The organism is Rhizobium binxianense, assembly GCF_028994275.1.
In the GTDB taxonomy this organism is placed as follows: Bacteria; Pseudomonadota; Alphaproteobacteria; order Rhizobiales; family Rhizobiaceae; genus Rhizobium; species Rhizobium binxianense.
Genome location: NZ_CP118713.1, coordinates 3139705 through 3156187, shown reverse-complemented (window position 1 = coordinate 3156187; position 16483 = coordinate 3139705). Strand labels below are relative to the sequence as shown.

The following is a 16483-nucleotide window of genomic DNA, read 5'->3' as shown; positions in this document are numbered from 1 at the left end:
GTTGCAAAGCCGTCACTCCGCCGCCTGGCGGGCCATCGGGTTGTTCGGGTGCGTCGTCCAGTTGGCGTAATTCGGGTCGACCACGCGGCCGGTGCGCTTGTCGAGGGTGCCGGCGGGAAGCTGCTCCATGGTGATGCAGTTCTCGACCGGGCAGACGCTGACGCAGAGATTGCAGCCGACGCATTCCTCGTCCATCACCTCGAAGTGGCGCAAGCCATTGACGACGTTGGTGATCGCCTGATGCGAGGTGTCTTCGCAAGCGATGTAACAGCGACCGCATTTGATGCAGGCGTCCTGATCGATCTTCGCCTTGGCGATGTAGTTGAGGTTGAGATACTGCCAGTCGGTGACGTTGGGCACGGCGCGACCGGTGATGTCGTCGAGGCTTTTGTGGCCCTTTTCATCCATCCAGTCGGAAAGGCCCGTGATCATTTCCTGGACGATCTTGAAGCCGTAGGTCATCGCCGCTGTACAGACCTGCACGTTGCCGGCGCCGAGAACGAGGAACTCGGCGGCGTCCCGCCAGGTGGTGATGCCGCCAATGCCGGAGATCGGCAGGCCGTAGGTTTCGGGATCGCGAGCGATCTCGGCGACCATGTTGAGCGCGATCGGTTTCACCGCCGGGCCGCAATAACCGCCATGGCTGCCCTTGCCGCCGACCGTCGGGTTGGGGGCGAAGTTGTCGAGATCAACGGAGACGATCGAGTTGATCGTGTTGATCAGCGAGACGGCATCGGTGCCGCCGGCCTTGGCGGCGCGCGCAGGACGGCGGACGTCGGTGATGTTGGGCGTCAGCTTGGTGATGACGGGCATGCGGGTGTACTGCTTGCACCAGCGCACGACCATTTCGATATATTCCGGCACCTGGCCGACGGCGGAACCCATGCCGCGCTCCGACATGCCGTGCGGACAGCCGAAATTGAGCTCGATGCCGTCGGCGCCGGTCTCTTCGACGAGAGGCAGGATCGATTTCCAGGCCTGTTCCTCACAAGGCACCATGATCGAGGCGATCAACGCCCGGTCCGGCCAGTTCATCTTCACCTGCTTCATTTCCCGCAGGTTGGTGTAGAGGTCGCGGTCGGTGATGAGTTCGATGTTGTTCAGACCGAGCAGGCGGCGGTCGGCGCCCCAGATCGCGCCGTAGCGCGGGCCATTGACGTTGACGACGGGCGGGCCTTCCTCGCCGAGTGTCTTCCAGACCACGCCGCCCCAGCCGGCCTTGAAGGCGCGCTCGACGTTGTAGGCCTTGTCGGTCGGCGGCGCAGACGCCAGCCAGAACGGGTTCGGGGATTTGATGCCGACGAAATTATTGCGGAGATCAGCCATTGTTCATTCTCCCCTTCAAGCAACCGCGACAGCCGGAGCGGCTGCTGCGGACAGGGTGCGATGGATGGATTCAGCCGCATCGCGACCGTGGGCGACGGCGGAAACCGTGAGATCGTCACCGCCGAAGACGCAGTCGCCACCGGCCCAGACGCCGTCGAGCGACGTGCGGCCTTCGACATCGACGGCGATACGGCCGGATTCCATGCGCAGCGAACCGAGGCCCGCGGCGTCAAAGCTCTGGCCGATCGCCTTGAAGATCTGGTCGGCGGCGATCACGCCGGTTTCGCCGGTGCCGATAAGGCGGCCGTCGAGCAGCTTCGTATATTCCACCTCGATGGCGGCAACCTTACCGTCCTGCGACAGGATCGATTTCGGCGCCAGCCAGTGGCGGATGATGACGCCCTTGGAGCTTGCCAGATCCTGCTCGAATTCGGAGGCGTTCATCTGCTCCTTGCCGCGGCGGTAACAGATCGTCACCTCCTCGGCGCCGAGCAGCTTCGCCTGCACGGCAGCGTCGATCGCCGTCATGCCGCCGCCGAGGACGACGACCCGGCGGCCGACGGCGATGTCGCTCTTGTCTTCGGCCTGGCGGAGCGCTGCGATAAAATCGACGGCATCGTCGACGCCGGCAAGGTTCTCGCCGTCGATGCGCAGCGCGTTGACGCCGGCAAGGCCGATGCCGAGAAAGACGGCGTCATACTGCGCCTGCAGATCGGAGAGCGAAAAATCGCGGCCGAGAAGAGCGCCGTGCCGGACTTCGATGCCGCCGATCGACATGATATAGTCGACTTCCTTCTGGGCGAAATCGTCGACCGTCTTATAGGTGGCGATGCCGTATTCGTTGAGGCCGCCGGATTTTTCCCTGGCATCGTAGATGACGACGGAATGGCCCTTCACGGCCAGGCGATGGGCTGCGGCAAGACCCGCCGGCCCTGCGCCGACGACGGCGATCGTCTTTCCGGTCGGTTCGGCCCTGGCGTAGAACTGCCGGCCGGTCTGCATGGCGGCATCGGTCGCATAACGCTGCAGGCGGCCGATCTCGACGGGCCGCTCTTCGGCCGTGTTGCGCACGCAGGCCTGTTCGCAGAGTTCTTCGGTGGGACAGACGCGGGCGCACATGCCGCCGAGGATGTTCTGATCGAAGATCGTCTTTGCCGAACCGAGCGGATTGCCGGTCGAGATCTGCCGGATGAACAGCGGAATGTCGATCGAGGTGGGACAGGCCGTCATGCACGGCGCGTCATAACAGAAATAACAGCGGTCGGCGGCGACCAGCGCTTCGTGATTGTCGAGGCGCGGATGAAGATCGGAAAAATTAGCCTCATACTCGGCAGGCGACAGCCGGCCGGCATGAATCCCGGTTTCCAGTCGTTCCATTGAAGTTCCCTCATTATTGGTAAACGGCCTGTGAGGAAAAGGTAACTCAGGTTTAAAAATTTATCAAACGGTAAAATTTTGACGACCATGTCTTGCGCGAGTTCGGATACCCTATTGTTTTCATGAAGTAATTTTTACGGTACCGGGTCAGCGAAATGGCTGGGCGTGGGGCGGGACAAGAGGATCCGAAAAAAGATTCAAAAAAGTTGATTTTTTTTCGTTCGCCGGGGAACCAATATTTGATGTCGTCGTTATTGCGATATCCGGATGGTGATCGCATCGACCCAACATGCGCGCCCCCAACCCACTATCCGGACGTACTCACGGTCCCCTCCCGGTGAGTGAAGACAGCCGGTGCGCCGCCCTCGCACCGGCTGTTTTTCCGTTATGGGTTGTTGAACTTTCACACGCGCTTGAAGATTTCGAATTCGGTTTCCGGAATGGTCAGACGATATTCGATGCGGCCGGGAACGAGGCTCAACTCCGCCTTGCCGTTGACCGACGAGGGCACGACACGCTCCAGCACGGTGCGGCCGAAGCTGTTGTCGCTGAATTCGTGGATTTCCGATTGATCTTGCAGCACCTCTGCCCAGGCGACCTCGATCGCCCTCCTCTCGCCGATCATGGCTTCCCGGCAATTCAGCGTGATCGAGGCGCCGCCGCCCGATATCGCGCCGTAGGAAGCGGAGTTAACGATCAGTTCGTGAAGGGCGAGGCCGAGATGGACGGCGGCATTCGGGGTCAGATGGGCATTGATGCCATAGATCGGCATGGAGCCCGATGTTTCCGGCCAGTAGGGAGCGAACTGTTTTTCGGCGAGCTCGAAGAGATAGGCGCCGCGCCAACTCGAATCGGTGATCAGATCTTGCGAGTTGGAAAGCGATTGCAGCCGCCCGCGAAACTTGCCGAGGAAACTGTCGAGAGAGAGCGTGTTGCGCGCCGTCTGCGTGGCGATGCCCTGGATGATGGCGAGGAGGTTTTTCGAGCGGTGCGAAAGTTCGCGCAACAGCGATTTCAGCACCTTTTCGCGATGCCGGCTTTCGGTGACTTCAGCCATGACGGACAGAAGACCATATTTGCCGTGCTCACCGGTTCGCTGGATTTTCAGTTCATAGGTGCGCATTTCGCCGTCGATGGGGATCTCGACCTCGGCATTGTTGGGGATGCCGGTTTCCAGCACCTTGTGTTTCAGCGCCGTCAGATATCGTCCATGCGCGTCGCCGAAAAGAGCGGCGTCGCTGCCGCCGGGTGCGAAGAGTGCCGCGAAATACGGCGGCAGATTTTCGGCGTAGAAGATCGAAAGCCGGGCGTCCTGGCAGAGGATTGAAATACCGGCGCTGCCGAGCGCGCGTTCCATCATTGCCGCTTTGCCTTCGAAGGTAAAAGGCACGCCGGACAATGGCTCAGTCCTGTTCACTCGGCCGCCTTTCCCTGTGACATCTTGAACCTCGCTGAAGGGAGCGCCCCTCGAGGCTCCGCCTGTCAACTCTAGAACAAAGCGCTGCAAAAACCGTTAAAACCACCGGAGCGTCCCGGTAGCACCGGAACGCCTGTTTTGGCGATTTGGTTCCGCGGGCCGAAGAATTGCGTCTTAGGCGGCCACTCTGGTCGATTCGTTAAAGAAGAGAGCCTGGCTTATCAGTGCCTTGACCATGTCCGGATTGAAGGGCTTGGTGACAAGGAAAGTCGGTTCGGGGCGCTCGCCGGTCAGAAGCCTTTCCGGGAAAGCGGTGATGAAGATCACCGGCACGCTCGATGTCTTGAGGATGTCGTTGACCGCGTCGATACCGGAGCTGCCGTCGGCAAGCTGGATGTCGGCCAGGACCATGCTCGGCTTGGTCTTGTTGTAGAGCGCGACGGCCTCGGCATGCGTGCGGGCAATGCCGGTGACGCGATGGCCGAGGCTTTCGACCATTTGCTCGATATCCATGGCGATCAGCGGTTCGTCCTCGATGATCATGATATCGGTCGCGACCTGACGGGAAATCTCCTGCGAGGCCATGTCGAGCAGACGCATGACGTCCTGTTCGTCGAGTTCCAGGATTTCGCCGATCTCGGCGACGCGGAAATTCTCTACGGAGGCAAGCAGGAAGGCCTGACGGGCGCCCGGTGAAACCTTCGACAGGTTCAGCGTGGCGCGCTGTTCCCAGGCATAGGGCGATGTCGGTTCTGGAATCTGGACTGCGGTGGAACCAAACAATTGCGTGAACAGTTTGTAGAGTGCCACCCGGTCATTCGCCGTATCCGGGAAAATCGTGAGATCGGCGATGATGGCTTCGAGTACGGCGGCGACATAGGCGTCGCCCGAAGTCTGAGTGCCGGTAAGGGCGCGGGAATAGCGGCGCAGATAAGGAAGGTGCGGCGCGATTCGAGTGGAAAGTGTCATTAAGGGCTCCCGTATGCAGGCCGGCATTGGCTCCAATGACCGGTTAACGTCGCCTTGATAAAAAAGTTCCGGAACGGCAGGAACTTTTTTTGTCGCGCCGCATTATTCCAGCCGACAAGGAAGGGCGTAGCGTTTTGACCCATGAAGCAAAAAATCCCAGCGACATCGACAATCGAAGGCTCGATGTCGATGGTTGAAATCACGATTGATCCCATGCACGCCCCAACAGACAACCGGCGAGAAGACGAATTGATGACGACACGCAAGAAAGAAGCAGCCGATCAGCGCAAGCTGGAGCTGCGGGCAAGCGACATCCTGGACCCGAACAATCAGATCGGTGTCCGGCTGCGGTCGCTTTATGCGGCCGCACAGGATGAAGCGATCCCCGATCGTTTTCTCGACCTTCTCGAAAAGCTCGACCATGCCGAAATGATGGCTTCCGCCAAAATGGCCGAATAGGATCATCCGCATGGAAGATAAAGCGCAACCCAGCTTCAAGCGGGAACTGCTGGCGGCACTCCCCAGTCTTCGCGCCTTCGCGATCTCGCTCATCGGACGGCATGATCGTGCCGACGATCTCGTCCAGGACACCATCATGAAGGCCTGGGCCAAACAGGATCATTTCGAGATGGGCACCAATATGAAGGCCTGGCTCTTCACGATCCTGCGCAACGAACTCTATAGCCAGATGCGCAAGAGCGGCCGCGAGGTGCAGGACAGCGACGGGCTGTTCACAGAATCGATGGCGATGCACCCCTCGCAATATGGCGCACTCGATCTGCAGGATTTCAAGAAGGCGCTCGACCAGCTGCCGCCGGACCAGCGCGAGGCGATCATCCTCGTCGGCGCCTCGGGTTTTTCCTATGAGGAGGCCGCCGAAATCTGCGGCTGCGCCGTCGGCACCATCAAAAGCCGCGTCAACCGCGCCCGCCAGCGGCTGCAGGAATTGCTGCAGATTTCAGGCGAGGCGGACTTTGGGCCTGACGCCACCTCGGCGCCGTTGACGTCGAAGGCTTTTGCGTTCTGAGAAGGGTTTGTTTGGGAGGAAGGCCGGTTGCCCTCACGGGCGCCGGCTTTTTGGTTTGTAGGATCGGGAGAAGGAGGCAAATCCACGCAACGGATTGGCTAGTCAAAGCAATACCTCCCTCATTCCTGTGACAGGCACAGGAATGAGGGAGGCTGGGGTGGGCGTACCTGCCTAATCTCACGTTGGCACGTGAGGCGGAGTAAGTCCCTCATCAATCCTCACGCTTCGAGCCCACCAGATTGGCCGCGACGATGGCGCCCAGGACGCCGGCGGTCAGGAGGGGCTGGGCGCGGATAAGGCCGAGGCCGACAGTTGCGAAGGATTCAAGCGCCGCGCGGCGTTCGCGGGCGCGACGCTTCTCCCTGACATTCATAACCGCCATCACCACCAGCGCGATGATGGCGATCAGCAGCGCGCCCGCGGCCAGGAAAAGAACGGCGCCGAACGCGCCGTAGATGCCGGCGAGCCAGATGGCACCGGCGGTGACAACAAGCGCATAGGCGGTGAGGAGAAAAAGTGCGGCAAGCGCGATGAAGATGCTATTGCGCTTGGCGCGCGCAACGGTCCGATGCACGCTTGCGCCCGTCAGCACACTGAGGATCGAAAACAGCATCGCGCGTCCTCAGCGCCGAGCGAGGAAAGCGATGGCCAGGCCGAAAGCGGCAGCGGCGCCGATCGTTGCCAGCGGATGTTTGCGCACGGTCGCGCGCATTTCCGTCGTACCGCGCTCATAGCCGCGCTGCAATTCGCGCAGCAGATCCTCGCTGCGGCCGAGCAATTCCTCATAACCGGCGCCGGCCTGGCTGCGGATTTTTTCACCCTGGTGGCGCGAACTCTTGCCGACGAGGCGTGTCAGTTCCGCGAGTTCGTCGCGCAACGCTTCGATCTGCTCCTCGATGCCGGATTCCAAATTGTGGAAGGTGCCGTTGCGGCGGCTGCGGCCGGACTGGAAGATAGAATAGCTCATGGCTGTCTCCATTGGCTGGGGCGCGCGCAAGCCCGCCTAATTCGCACTGGGGTCACCACCGTCCGTTGCATGAATCATATCGCCCGGCATTGACCCAGATCACTGCCGAAAACGTGTCGCACGGTCAAAAGTTCCGTGCAGGCGGGCTCAGGGGCGGGAAACGGCGCTGTGGGCAAGCAGGAAGGGGGTGCCGTCGGCCGGCACCTGGTTGATCCGGAGTGCGCAGCCGAACACCGAGAGCATGGTTTCGTCGGTCAGCACGTCACCGATGCTGCCGGCGGCGGCGAGGCAGCCGGATTTCATCAGCACGATGTGGTCGGCAAAGAGAGCCGTTAGATTGAGGTCGTGCATGACGGCGATGACGCCGCCGCCGCGCCGGCAGAAATCGCGAGCAAGCGTCATGATCGTCAGCTGATGGCTGATGTCGAGGCTCGAGACTGGCTCGTCGAGCAGCAGCCAGCAGGGCTTGCCGTCGACGACGGGCTCGGCGATCTGGCAAAGCACGCGGGCAAGCTGCACGCGCTGCTGCTCGCCGCCGGAGAGTTCCTGATAGAACCGGCCTTCGAAGCCGGTCAGGTCGACCGAGGCAAGGGCTGCGGCCGCCGTCTGCTCTGATTTGTCGGGATTGCGGTTGAGGCCTGATGTCAGGCCCATGCGGACGATCTCGCGCACGGTGAAGGGAAAGGAGATCGTGCTTGCCTGCGGCAGCACGCCCCGAATGGCGGCAAGCTGCCAGGGTTTCAGCTCCTTCACTTCGTCGCCGCCGATGCGCAGCGAGCCGCCATAGGCAAGCTCGCCTGATATCGCCTTCAGCGTCGTCGTCTTGCCGGAGCCGTTCGGCCCGGCAATCGCCGTCAGCTCGCCCGCCTTTGCCGTGAAGGCGACGCCGCTGATGATGGCCTTGCCGGAAAGGCGCACGGAGACGCCGGACACTTCGATCATATGAACGTCACTCCCAACATCGTTCACAGGGCAAGGCGCGAACGCTGCCGCAGCAGGATCCACAAGAAGAACGGCCCGCCGACCGCTGCGGTGATGATGCCGATCGGCAGCTCGGCCGGGGCGACCAGAGTGCGGGCTAGCACATCGGCGAAGATCAGCAGCGAGCCGCCGAGCAGTGCTGCGGCCGGCAACAGGAAACGATGGTCGGGGCCGATCGCCATGCGCAGGATATGCGGGACGACGATCCCGACGAAACCGATGCCGCCGCTGACGGCGACGGAAGCGCCGGTCGCCGCAGCAACGCCGACGATCGCGACATTTTTCAGCCGCTGCACAGGCACGCCCACATGAAAGGCGGCGGCCTCGCCGAGGGTGATGGCATTGAGGCCGCGGGCCATAAAGGGCAGGGCGGTGAAGGACAACAGGATGATCGGGCCGGCGGCGGCGATCTTCGTCCATGTGGCGCCGGCAAGTGAGCCCATGCTCCAGAAGGTCAGGTCGCGCAGCTGCTGGTCGTTGGCCATGTAGATCAGCAGGCCTGTCATGGCGAGGGCGAGCGCGCCGAGCGCGATGCCGGCAAGCAGCATCGTCGCCACCGAGGTCTGGCCGTGGCGGGTGGCGATCCTGTAGAGCAGCAGCGTCGTGACGAGGCCGCCGCCGAAGGCCGCCGCCGGCAGGGCGTAAATGCCGAGCAGTGCTGTGAGCGGGGCTGCAAGGCTGCCGCCGAGCACGATGATGGTGACTGCGCCGAGGCTTGCGCCGGAGGCGACGCCGACGAGGCCGGGATCGGCCAGCGGATTGCGGAACAGGCCCTGCATCACCGTGCCGGAGACCGCCAGCGAGGCGCCGATCAGGAAGCCGAGGATCGCCCTCGGCAGGCGGATATCGAAAATGATGATCCGGTCACGCGTGCTGAGCGCCCTCTCGGAGCGGGCCATGTTGCTGATGACGTCGAGGATCGAGGCATCCGAAGCGCCTGTCGTCACGGAAAACAGCATCGAGAAGACCGAGCCGACGACGAGCAGGGCGATAACCAGCAAGGCGAGCCGCGTCCTGTCGCCCGCCTGCCGGCTTGCCCGAACGTCCGCCATCGGGAAGTGTCGCCCTCGTTCCATGGCTTGCGGCAGGGTCATGATCAGCCCCCGTAGATCGCCGTGTTGAGATCCCGCGCGGCGGCTGCCGTGCGCGGACCGAAGCCGAGCAGGTAGACGCCATCCATCCGAATGATCGCTTTCTTCTCGCCTGCCGGCGTCAGCGCGATCGCCGGCTGCGCCAGCAGGTCCTCGTTCCTGGTGCCGGCGCCATCGCCGCGGTTCATCATCAGGATGATGTCGGGCTTGGCCTCGATGATCGCCTCGTCGGTCAGCGGCTTGTAGCCTGGGAATGCGCCGACGGCGTTGATGGCGCCGGCGAGCTTGACGATGCCATCGGCGGCCGTGCCGGTGCCCGATGCCATGATCCGGCCGTTCTGGGCGCTGAGGATGAAGAGAACGCGCTTGCGTTCCGCTTCCGGACGCTTTTCGGCATCGGCGATCGCCGCGTCGAGATCGGCCGCGATCTTTTCTTCCAGCGCCTTCGCCTTGTCTGGCACGCCAAGCAGCGTGCCGACCCGGTCGATCTTGGCGATGATGCCGTCGCGGGTGAAGGCGTTCGGCACCATCTCGAAGGGCACGCTGGCATTTTTCAGCACGGTCAGCGCCTCCTGCGGCCCGGAACCCTCGACAGCGATGATTGCGGTCGGGTTCATCGCAAGGATGCCCTCCGGCGAGAGCGCCCGCACGTAGCCGATATCGGGCAGCTTCAATGCCGCCTCGGGATAAAGGCTCGTCGTGTCGCGGGCGATCAGCCGGCTTTCCTCGCCGAGCGCGTAGACGATCTCGGTGACGTCGCCGCCGACCGAAACCAGCCGCGACGTGTCGAGCTTTTTTTCCTCGGCATGGGCGGCGCGGACGAAGGTGAAGCCTTTGACCGTCGGCGCCGATGGGATCAGCGGCAGTGCCATGACAACAGCCGTCAGGGCCAGTTGCCAGGGGCGGATCCGGGGCAGATTGTTACGCATCGTCATAGCTTATGATCCTTATGCGGCCACGCTGGCTGCCCGCGGCAGGTTTTCCATGATCTCACGCCACGCGGCGCGTTCGTCGGAACCTTCCTGCCGCTTGCCGAAGAACTGGATGATCATCTCACCGTCGGCATCGTAAGCCTCCAGCGACGTGACGTGGCCGTCCTTGGTCGGCTTGCGCACGGCCCAGGTCTCGGCGATGTGATCCTGGCGCAGATGCAGGTGGAAGGTCGGATCCATGATATTGATCCACGGGCCCATGGCCTGGACGTTGAAGATCGGGCCGGAATGGATCTGGACGATGCCGTTATTGGCGACGAAACACATGATCGGCAGGCCCGACTTCACCGAGGTAGGCATCATCTCAGCCGTCGCTGTATTGTCGAGCTTCCAGGCATAGTCGTCGCCGACGCTGCGCACGGCCGCCTGACGGCCGATCTTCAGACGCTTCAGCATGCCGAAGAACTCATGCGTATCGGTGAGCTTGCTCCAATTGTCGCGCAGCTCGTCCCGGCTGACGTCGGCGGTTTCGTCGACGGCATTTAAGGTGTTAGCCTCGACAAAGTCCTGCGACTGGTCTTCCAGCTTCAACTCGGCGACGATTGCGTGATAGGCCTCGACATTCGAATTCGGGCGCAGGTGCACCTTGTGTACGGCACTGCCCGCCTTGTCGAAATATTGCAGGCTGAGGCGCACTTGGTCGCCATCCTTCTTGGAGACGGCGAAACCATGTTCCCAGCGGCTCGGGAAGATGCGCAGGTCGATATTCTCACCGAGAACGATGGCGGCCTGCACGCCGCTCTTGATGTTTTCGAAGATGCCGATCTTTTCGTGCACGGCACTTTCGTTGCGCGACAGCGCCATCACTTCGCCGAGACCGGCCACGCGTTCGAGAAGCTTCAGCGCGCTGCCATCGATTCGGGTCACACTGATGCCGGTTTCGGCGGCGACAAGGGCTGCCTCGGAAATCTTCAGCCGGGCGGCGATATCGCGCTCGCGCATCTTCGGATTCTCGGCGCGAAACGCACGGATTTCGGCTGGCGCCGGTCTTGTCTGTTCGGTCATGTCCTACCCTACTTGTTGAGAATGAGCTTGCCCTGTCGAGTGATCTTCAGGCGATAGACCAAGCCGTCGTGTCTAATCATGATCTCGTTCGTGCCGCGGAAAAGATCCGCGCTTTCGACGATCCGGTGCTGCGCGGCAGGCTCGCTCTGCAGCGGCACGTGCTTAAAGTTATCTGGCTTTTCAACCATCATTTCGGTTTGGCAATTCCGTGGGGCCGGGGGCAGGGGTCCCCGGTTGTGATGACATTTATCTTGACTTTCTTACTCATAGTTTTTTAAAGACGCAATAGGAGACTAATAAAGTCAAGTTTTTGAGATTGCTGATTTGAGACCGCCGGCGGCGGTTCGCGACAATGGCGGAGAAGATGATGACGGTGAGGTTTGTGGCTATTGCGGCCGGCATGGTGATGGCGGTTTCAAGCGTATGCCAGGCACAGGATGCGGCAAGCGCCAAGCTGGATGTCGAACTCAACGCTCTGGCGCCATCGCAAAAGGGCTGCATGATGACCTTCGTCGCCGAGAACAATCTGCAGGCGCCGATCAACAAGATCTCCTTCGAGCTCGCTTTCTTCAACGACAAGAATGCCGTCGACCGCATCACCGTGCTCGATTTCCGTGATCTGCCGCAGGGCAAGAAGCGTGTGCGCCAGTTCGATATGCCGAATGTGAAGTGCGAGACGGTCACGCGCATCCTCATCAACGACACGCCGGTCTGTGACGGCCCGGCGGCGGGCGAATGCATGAAGGGTCTCGTCACCCGTTCGCAGATATCAGTTCCCTTCGAGGGCTAAGGATACGCCGGGAACGATTCCCGGCGGAAATGTTTCAGGCAGTCCGAGGCATACAAATGGCAATTTCAGCGAAGTCCAGATCGAGACAGGTGCTCATCGGGGAGCCGGACGCTGACGGCAGTCTGAACGACAATAACATGCATCCGGGCCACGAGCTTTCCGACCTGCGCAATGTGCAGCGACAGCCGGCTGGCGAGGCCGTGGTCCACTATGCGCGTTTTGCGCAGATACCCTCTTTTCCCGACCATCCGGAAGCCGAGCCCATAGCCTCCGTTCCTGCACCGCCGATGGATGCGGCGGTGGAAAAGCAGGAAGACGAGAAGAAGCCGGTGCGGCGACGGGTGGCGCTTGCCTGCGTTAGTTCGCTGATTTTCCACGCGACGCTGGCCGCTGTATTGATCATTGTTTTCCCTACGGCACCGGATGAGACACTGATGGAGGCAGGCGAAGCGATTAGCGTCGTGATGCTCGGCAGTTCTGACGCCGATCAGAGCGCCGCCGGAGAGACTGAGGTGACCATACAGCAAGAAATTGTTCCGGAAGCTGTCGAACCCGACACGGTCAAGCCGGTGGAAACAGCGGAAATGCAGCCGGAGGCCGTCCAACCGGAAACTGTCCAGCCGACTGATGCAGAGCCGGTTGAGGCCGTTCAGCCCACGCAGGAGGTGACGCGCCAGTCAGCGGAGACGGTGACGACTGCTGAACCAGAGGTGCTCGTGTCGCAAACCCCTGCGGAAACTTCAGTTGCACAGCCAATGTCGACAGTGGTGCCGGAGCAGTCTCCGGAGATACCGGTAACATTCGCTGAACCACCCGCCGCAACCGCGTTGCAATCCGAGCCGGAAGAGATCAAGCCTGTCGAAACGGCCGCGATTTCTCCCGAGCCGGAACCGCCGACAGAGATCGCCACGTCACAACCAAAACCGAAGCTGGAAAAGCCCGCGGAAAAGAAGCCGGTCGAAAGAAAGCAGCCCCCAAAGAAGGCACAGGGTTCAGCAGGGGAGGCTAAACAGGAGTCACGCAGGGGCGCCGCGGACGGGCAGGCAGACGCCAACTCCGACAATAATTCACGCACGGCGGGCGGACGGAGTGGATCGGGCGGTGCATCCGAAGCCAATTACAAGGGCAAGATCGTCTCGCGACTGTTCCGTTGCGTTGACCGGATTGAATCGCGATATCGTCGCGATTCTGCATCCTTGAATGTTCGCATCACGATCAATCGCAACGGAGATATCACCGCGTCGGGCATTGTCCGAGGTTCGGGCTTGGCCGAGGTGGATGGTGCCGTTTTGTCTCGGATCGCTTCCTGTAATCTTCCCGCAATGCCTAATGACTGGGCCGGATCCTCGCGCTCGTACAGTTTCCCGGTGCAAGTGACAGCTCGGTAAAATATGATGAAAATAATCAACTTTATACTTTACTCTAAAAATCAAGTTTAATAAGGTCCGCTCGCACACGCAGGAATCATGTGACGATCAACGAGCGAACGGGTGGTATATGGCTCGCAAGGGCAAGAAGGGTTCGAACCGGGAGGTCCGCGACAGCGCGGCCGAGGGCGCTGTTCAGGCATCCTCCGGGCGATCCAAACTGGATGGCCGCAGTTTCCTCTATGTCGGCGGCCGTGACTGTCAGGTGGCGCATCTTCGGCAGATCTGCAGCAATTTCGGCGCCGAGCTCATCCATCACGATGGCGGCTTGCGCGAAGCGGTTTCCCGTATCGATACCGTGCTTCCCTCGGTCGACTGCGTGTTCTGCCCGATCGACTGTATCAGCCACGATGCCTGCCTGCGGGTGAAGACCGGCTGCAAGAAGTTCGGCAAGGCCTTCATCCCGCTGCGCAACGGCAGCAAGTCCAGCCTGGAGCGTGCGCTGCAGACGATGAACGAACGAGACAATGCCCGATGAACGACCAGCGCCCCGACGGCTTCACCATGATCGGCCTGCATAAGCTCGCTGCGCAAACAGGCGAGGGCCTCGTGCCCGAGCTCTACGAACTTTTCCAGCAGCATGCCGAACGCCAGCAGATCTACCAGAATGTGACGCTGTTCCCGACCTGGGAAGCGCGCATGCCCGGGGAAGCCGCAACAAGACCACTTGGCCCGGCGGCGGCAAACGGCGATAATATTCTCGCCTTTCCCGCGCGTGCGGCACGGGCGGGCAAGAGGAAGGCGTAAGGAGATTTCATGTATATCGCAATGAACCGCTTCAAGGTTGCAACCGGGAGCGAAGATGATTTCGAGACGGTCTGGCGCAATCGCGATTCCAGTCTCGCCGAGGTGCCAGGTTTCGTCGAATTCCGCCTGCTGCGCGGCAAGGTCAACGAAGAGGAGGGCTATACGCTCTATTCCTCGCACACGGTCTGGAAAAGCGAAGCTGATTTTCAGAACTGGACGAAGTCCGAGAGTTTTCGCGCGGCGCACCGCAATGCCGGTGACCGCAAGGCGATGTATAAGGGACCGCCGGTTTTCGAAGGTTTTAATGTGGTCGCCGGCATTTGATTGCGGTCGACGCGGCGCGACTTAGCTCTGGCTGAAATCTTGATTTTGTATTCGTCCTGGCCCCACGCACACCCTCATTCCTGTGACAGGTACAGGTATGAGGGAGGAGAGGGCTTGAGCGATCAGCAAAACTATCTCACGCCCTGACCCGGAACACAGCGCCTGCCGCCACAACCAGCCAACCCAGCATCATCGCCCAGCCGCCGGTCGGGGCGGCATAGGGGAAGAGGCCGGAGCCGGCAAAGCGCAAGGTGACGAGATCGCCGGCAAAAAGCAGCGTTCCCAAGATCATCAGGAAACCGGCCAGCCAGGCGGTTTTGAGCCTGGCGGTGCCGAGAGCCAATGCCAGCAGGGCAGGGGCGTGGGCAAGGCACATGGCGGATGCGGATGCGGCAAGATTGGCCTCGCCGCCGCCATGGGCGGCAAGGGCGGCGAGCCCCACACCGGCCACGCCGAACAGGCCAGCAAAGAGATAGAGCACCGGCTCCAGGCGCGCGTTCAAGCTCATGGTCAACCCTTATCGTCCTTGTCGTCAGGGGCCTTGTTCTGCATGTGATAGGCGAGCCGCTCCACCGGCGGCCAGATCAGATCGCGCAGCGCCTGGCTTGATATCGTCTCGTCCAGGGCGCGGCGGAAGCAGAGCAGCCATTCGTCGCGCTCGACAGGGCCGATTTCGGCGACGAAATGGCGGCTGCGCAGACGCGGATGACCGCGCTTGTCGGTATAAAGCGGCGGGCCGCCGAGGTAACCGGTCATATATTCGTAGAATTTCTCTTCGCTGCTCACAAGGCTCGGCGGGTGCACGGCGCGCACGTTTCTCGCCTCCGGTAGCCTGTCCATCAATTCGTAGAAGCGGTGCGTCAGCGCCCGCACGATGGGATCGCCGCCGATCGCCTCGTAGAGTGTGGTGACTTTCTCCGTCACGAAACCATCCCTGAATACCATCTATCCTCACCCCTTCATGCACCTCTCGGAAAACGATCGCAACTGTCATCAAGCTGCCGCGGCATTACGGGCATAATCCCAGCAGCACAGGGGTTCCAATCGATTCTTCTTGACAAAACCGTCCGGACGGTATCTTTTATCTGCATGTCGAACGCTCACCATCGCAAGAAACAACCGGCTCTCGTGCGCCAGCAGTTGCTGGAGGTTGCCGCGCGCCTTGCCGCCAGCGAAGGCATGGCCGCCGTGACGCTCGATGCGGTTTCCGCCGCCTCCAGCGTCAGCAAGGGCGGGCTGCTGCATCACTTCCCGACGAAGAATGCGCTGCTCGATGCCCTGTTCGAGAGCCTGCTCGAAAAGTTCGACGCCGATATTGGGGAACTGATGCGCGGCGATCCGCAGCCGCAGGGCCGCTTTACCCGCGCCTATCTCCGGGCGGTATCCGGCCTCAAGGATCGTCCCGACGATTCCAAGGGCTGGACGCAGGTGACGATAGCGCTTCTTGCCGAACCCCGGCTGCGTCTTCGATGGCGCCAGTGGGTGCAGGCGCGGGCGGAGGAATATATCGGCACCGACTCTTCGCTCGACGCCCAGGTCGTGCGCTTCGCTGCTGACGGCCTGTGGCTCGCAGATACGTTGGAAAGCCATGATATCGACGGCGTTCGGAGGCGGGATCTCATCGATCGCCTTGTCGAACTGACCGGGAAATAGTCCAAAAGGGGATTCGCCATGAGCCAGGCCGCCGTCTACGGGCTGCTGTTTGCCGCCATCGTGCTCGAGGTCATCGGCACGACCGCGCTGCAGCTGTCGCAGCAGTTCACCCGCATCGGGCCGACGGTTCTCGTCGTCGCCTGTTATGCGGCCGCGTTCTATTGCCTGTCGCTGACGCTGAAAAGCATCCCGGTGGGTATCGCCTATGCGATTTGGAGCGCTTTGGGAATCGTGCTGATTTCCTCGGTCGGCCTGGTCTTCTTCAAGCAGCGCCTTGACCTGCCGGCCGTCGTCGGGCTCGGACTGATCATCACGGGGGTCATGGTCGTCAATCTGTTTTCGAAATCCGTTTCGCATTGATATTGCTGTGATATTGCCAGGGGGATTTTT

At 61.4% G+C, this 16483-nt stretch carries 22 protein-coding genes; 9 read left to right on the top strand and 13 right to left on the bottom strand.

What is annotated here, in order from left to right; all coding sequences use genetic code 11:
- Positions 1–12 precede the first annotated feature (12 nt).
- The 4 genes from preA to PO860_RS15630 all read right to left on the bottom strand — a co-directional run bounded on the left by preA (position 13) and on the right by PO860_RS15630 (position 5089).
- Complete coding sequence (gene preA / locus PO860_RS15645) at positions 13–1326, bottom strand: NAD-dependent dihydropyrimidine dehydrogenase subunit PreA (protein WP_272781803.1); 1314 nt, start codon at positions 1324–1326, stop codon at positions 13–15.
- Between the two features lie 15 nt (positions 1327–1341).
- Positions 1342–2703: an NAD(P)-dependent oxidoreductase gene (locus tag PO860_RS15640; protein ID WP_273884565.1), complete on the bottom strand. Its 1362-nt coding sequence runs from the start codon at positions 2701–2703 to the stop codon at positions 1342–1344.
- Positions 2704–3106: 403 nt separating this feature from the next.
- The gene (locus PO860_RS15635; protein ID WP_183608337.1) at positions 3107–4102 is read right to left on the bottom strand and encodes a sensor histidine kinase; all 996 of its coding nucleotides are present in this window, start codon (positions 4100–4102) and stop codon (positions 3107–3109) included.
- Between the two features lie 192 nt (positions 4103–4294).
- On the bottom strand, positions 4295–5089 hold the full coding sequence (locus tag PO860_RS15630) for a response regulator (RefSeq protein ID WP_003581798.1): 795 nt from the start codon (positions 5087–5089) through the stop codon (positions 4295–4297).
- A gap of 252 nt (positions 5090–5341) precedes the next feature.
- Here PO860_RS15630 and PO860_RS15625 point away from each other — a divergent pair, with 252 nt between their 5' ends.
- A complete protein-coding gene (locus PO860_RS15625; protein WP_024319398.1) occupies positions 5342–5548 on the top strand; it encodes a NepR family anti-sigma factor in 207 nt (68 codons plus the stop codon).
- A gap of 10 nt (positions 5549–5558) precedes the next feature.
- Positions 5559–6116, top strand: a complete 558-nt coding sequence (locus tag PO860_RS15620; RefSeq protein ID WP_007630757.1) for an RNA polymerase sigma factor — start codon at positions 5559–5561, stop codon at positions 6114–6116.
- Positions 6117–6327: 211 nt separating this feature from the next.
- Here PO860_RS15620 and PO860_RS15615 read toward each other — a convergent pair whose 3' ends face one another.
- From PO860_RS15615 to hemP, 7 genes are all read right to left on the bottom strand, one after another.
- The gene (locus PO860_RS15615; RefSeq protein WP_273884564.1) at positions 6328–6729 is read right to left on the bottom strand and encodes a hypothetical protein; all 402 of its coding nucleotides are present in this window, start codon (positions 6727–6729) and stop codon (positions 6328–6330) included.
- A 9-nt stretch (positions 6730–6738) separates the two neighbouring features.
- Complete coding sequence (locus PO860_RS15610) at positions 6739–7083, bottom strand: DUF883 family protein (protein ID WP_097621243.1); 345 nt, start codon at positions 7081–7083, stop codon at positions 6739–6741.
- 147 nt (positions 7084–7230) lie between these two features.
- Positions 7231–8025: a heme ABC transporter ATP-binding protein gene (locus PO860_RS15605; RefSeq protein WP_273884563.1), complete on the bottom strand. Its 795-nt coding sequence runs from the start codon at positions 8023–8025 to the stop codon at positions 7231–7233.
- Positions 8026–8048: 23 nt separating this feature from the next.
- Positions 8049–9158 (bottom strand): FecCD family ABC transporter permease, encoded by a 1110-nt coding sequence (locus PO860_RS15600; RefSeq protein WP_273884562.1) that lies wholly within the window; start codon positions 9156–9158, stop codon positions 8049–8051.
- 2 nt (positions 9159–9160) lie between these two features.
- The gene (locus PO860_RS15595; RefSeq protein ID WP_273884561.1) at positions 9161–10090 is read right to left on the bottom strand and encodes a heme/hemin ABC transporter substrate-binding protein; all 930 of its coding nucleotides are present in this window, start codon (positions 10088–10090) and stop codon (positions 9161–9163) included.
- Positions 10091–10102: 12 nt separating this feature from the next.
- Positions 10103–11152: a hemin-degrading factor gene (locus tag PO860_RS15590; protein WP_275037895.1), complete on the bottom strand. Its 1050-nt coding sequence runs from the start codon at positions 11150–11152 to the stop codon at positions 10103–10105.
- A gap of 8 nt (positions 11153–11160) precedes the next feature.
- Positions 11161–11343 carry a hemin uptake protein HemP gene (gene hemP / locus PO860_RS15585; RefSeq protein WP_012758649.1) on the bottom strand — a complete coding sequence of 61 codons (183 nt, stop codon included), beginning with the start codon at positions 11341–11343 and terminating at the stop codon, positions 11161–11163.
- A gap of 176 nt (positions 11344–11519) precedes the next feature.
- Between hemP and PO860_RS15580 the strand changes: the two genes are divergently transcribed.
- The 5 genes from PO860_RS15580 to hmuQ all read left to right on the top strand — a co-directional run bounded on the left by PO860_RS15580 (position 11520) and on the right by hmuQ (position 14440).
- The gene (locus PO860_RS15580) at positions 11520–11942 is read left to right on the top strand and encodes a hypothetical protein (protein WP_272781808.1); all 423 of its coding nucleotides are present in this window, start codon (positions 11520–11522) and stop codon (positions 11940–11942) included.
- Positions 11943–11998: 56 nt separating this feature from the next.
- On the top strand, positions 11999–13330 hold the full coding sequence (locus PO860_RS15575) for a TonB C-terminal domain-containing protein (protein ID WP_273884559.1): 1332 nt from the start codon (positions 11999–12001) through the stop codon (positions 13328–13330).
- A gap of 109 nt (positions 13331–13439) precedes the next feature.
- On the top strand, positions 13440–13847 hold the full coding sequence (locus tag PO860_RS15570) for a DUF2325 domain-containing protein (RefSeq protein WP_272781810.1): 408 nt from the start codon (positions 13440–13442) through the stop codon (positions 13845–13847).
- Positions 13844–14116, top strand: coding sequence for a hypothetical protein (locus PO860_RS15565; protein ID WP_272781811.1), 273 nt, complete (start codon positions 13844–13846; stop codon positions 14114–14116). Before PO860_RS15570 ends, PO860_RS15565 begins: the two co-directional genes overlap by 4 nt.
- Positions 14117–14125: 9 nt before the next feature.
- The gene (gene hmuQ, locus PO860_RS15560; protein ID WP_183607845.1) at positions 14126–14440 is read left to right on the top strand and encodes a heme-degrading protein HmuQ; all 315 of its coding nucleotides are present in this window, start codon (positions 14126–14128) and stop codon (positions 14438–14440) included.
- Positions 14441–14576: 136 nt separating this feature from the next.
- On the opposite strand, the gene PO860_RS15555 is transcribed toward hmuQ, so the two are convergent.
- Both PO860_RS15555 and PO860_RS15550 read right to left on the bottom strand, forming a co-directional pair.
- The gene (locus PO860_RS15555; RefSeq protein WP_272781812.1) at positions 14577–14948 is read right to left on the bottom strand and encodes a DUF423 domain-containing protein; all 372 of its coding nucleotides are present in this window, start codon (positions 14946–14948) and stop codon (positions 14577–14579) included.
- A gap of 2 nt (positions 14949–14950) precedes the next feature.
- Complete coding sequence (locus tag PO860_RS15550; protein WP_272782231.1) at positions 14951–15364, bottom strand: group II truncated hemoglobin; 414 nt, start codon at positions 15362–15364, stop codon at positions 14951–14953.
- A 165-nt stretch (positions 15365–15529) separates the two neighbouring features.
- On the opposite strand from PO860_RS15550, the gene PO860_RS15545 reads away from it, so the two are divergent.
- Both PO860_RS15545 and PO860_RS15540 read left to right on the top strand, forming a co-directional pair.
- On the top strand, positions 15530–16093 hold the full coding sequence (locus tag PO860_RS15545) for a TetR/AcrR family transcriptional regulator (RefSeq protein ID WP_183607848.1): 564 nt from the start codon (positions 15530–15532) through the stop codon (positions 16091–16093).
- 18 nt (positions 16094–16111) lie between these two features.
- Positions 16112–16453, top strand: coding sequence for an SMR family transporter (locus tag PO860_RS15540; RefSeq protein ID WP_183607849.1), 342 nt, complete (start codon positions 16112–16114; stop codon positions 16451–16453).
- Positions 16454–16483: the final 30 nt, after the last annotated feature.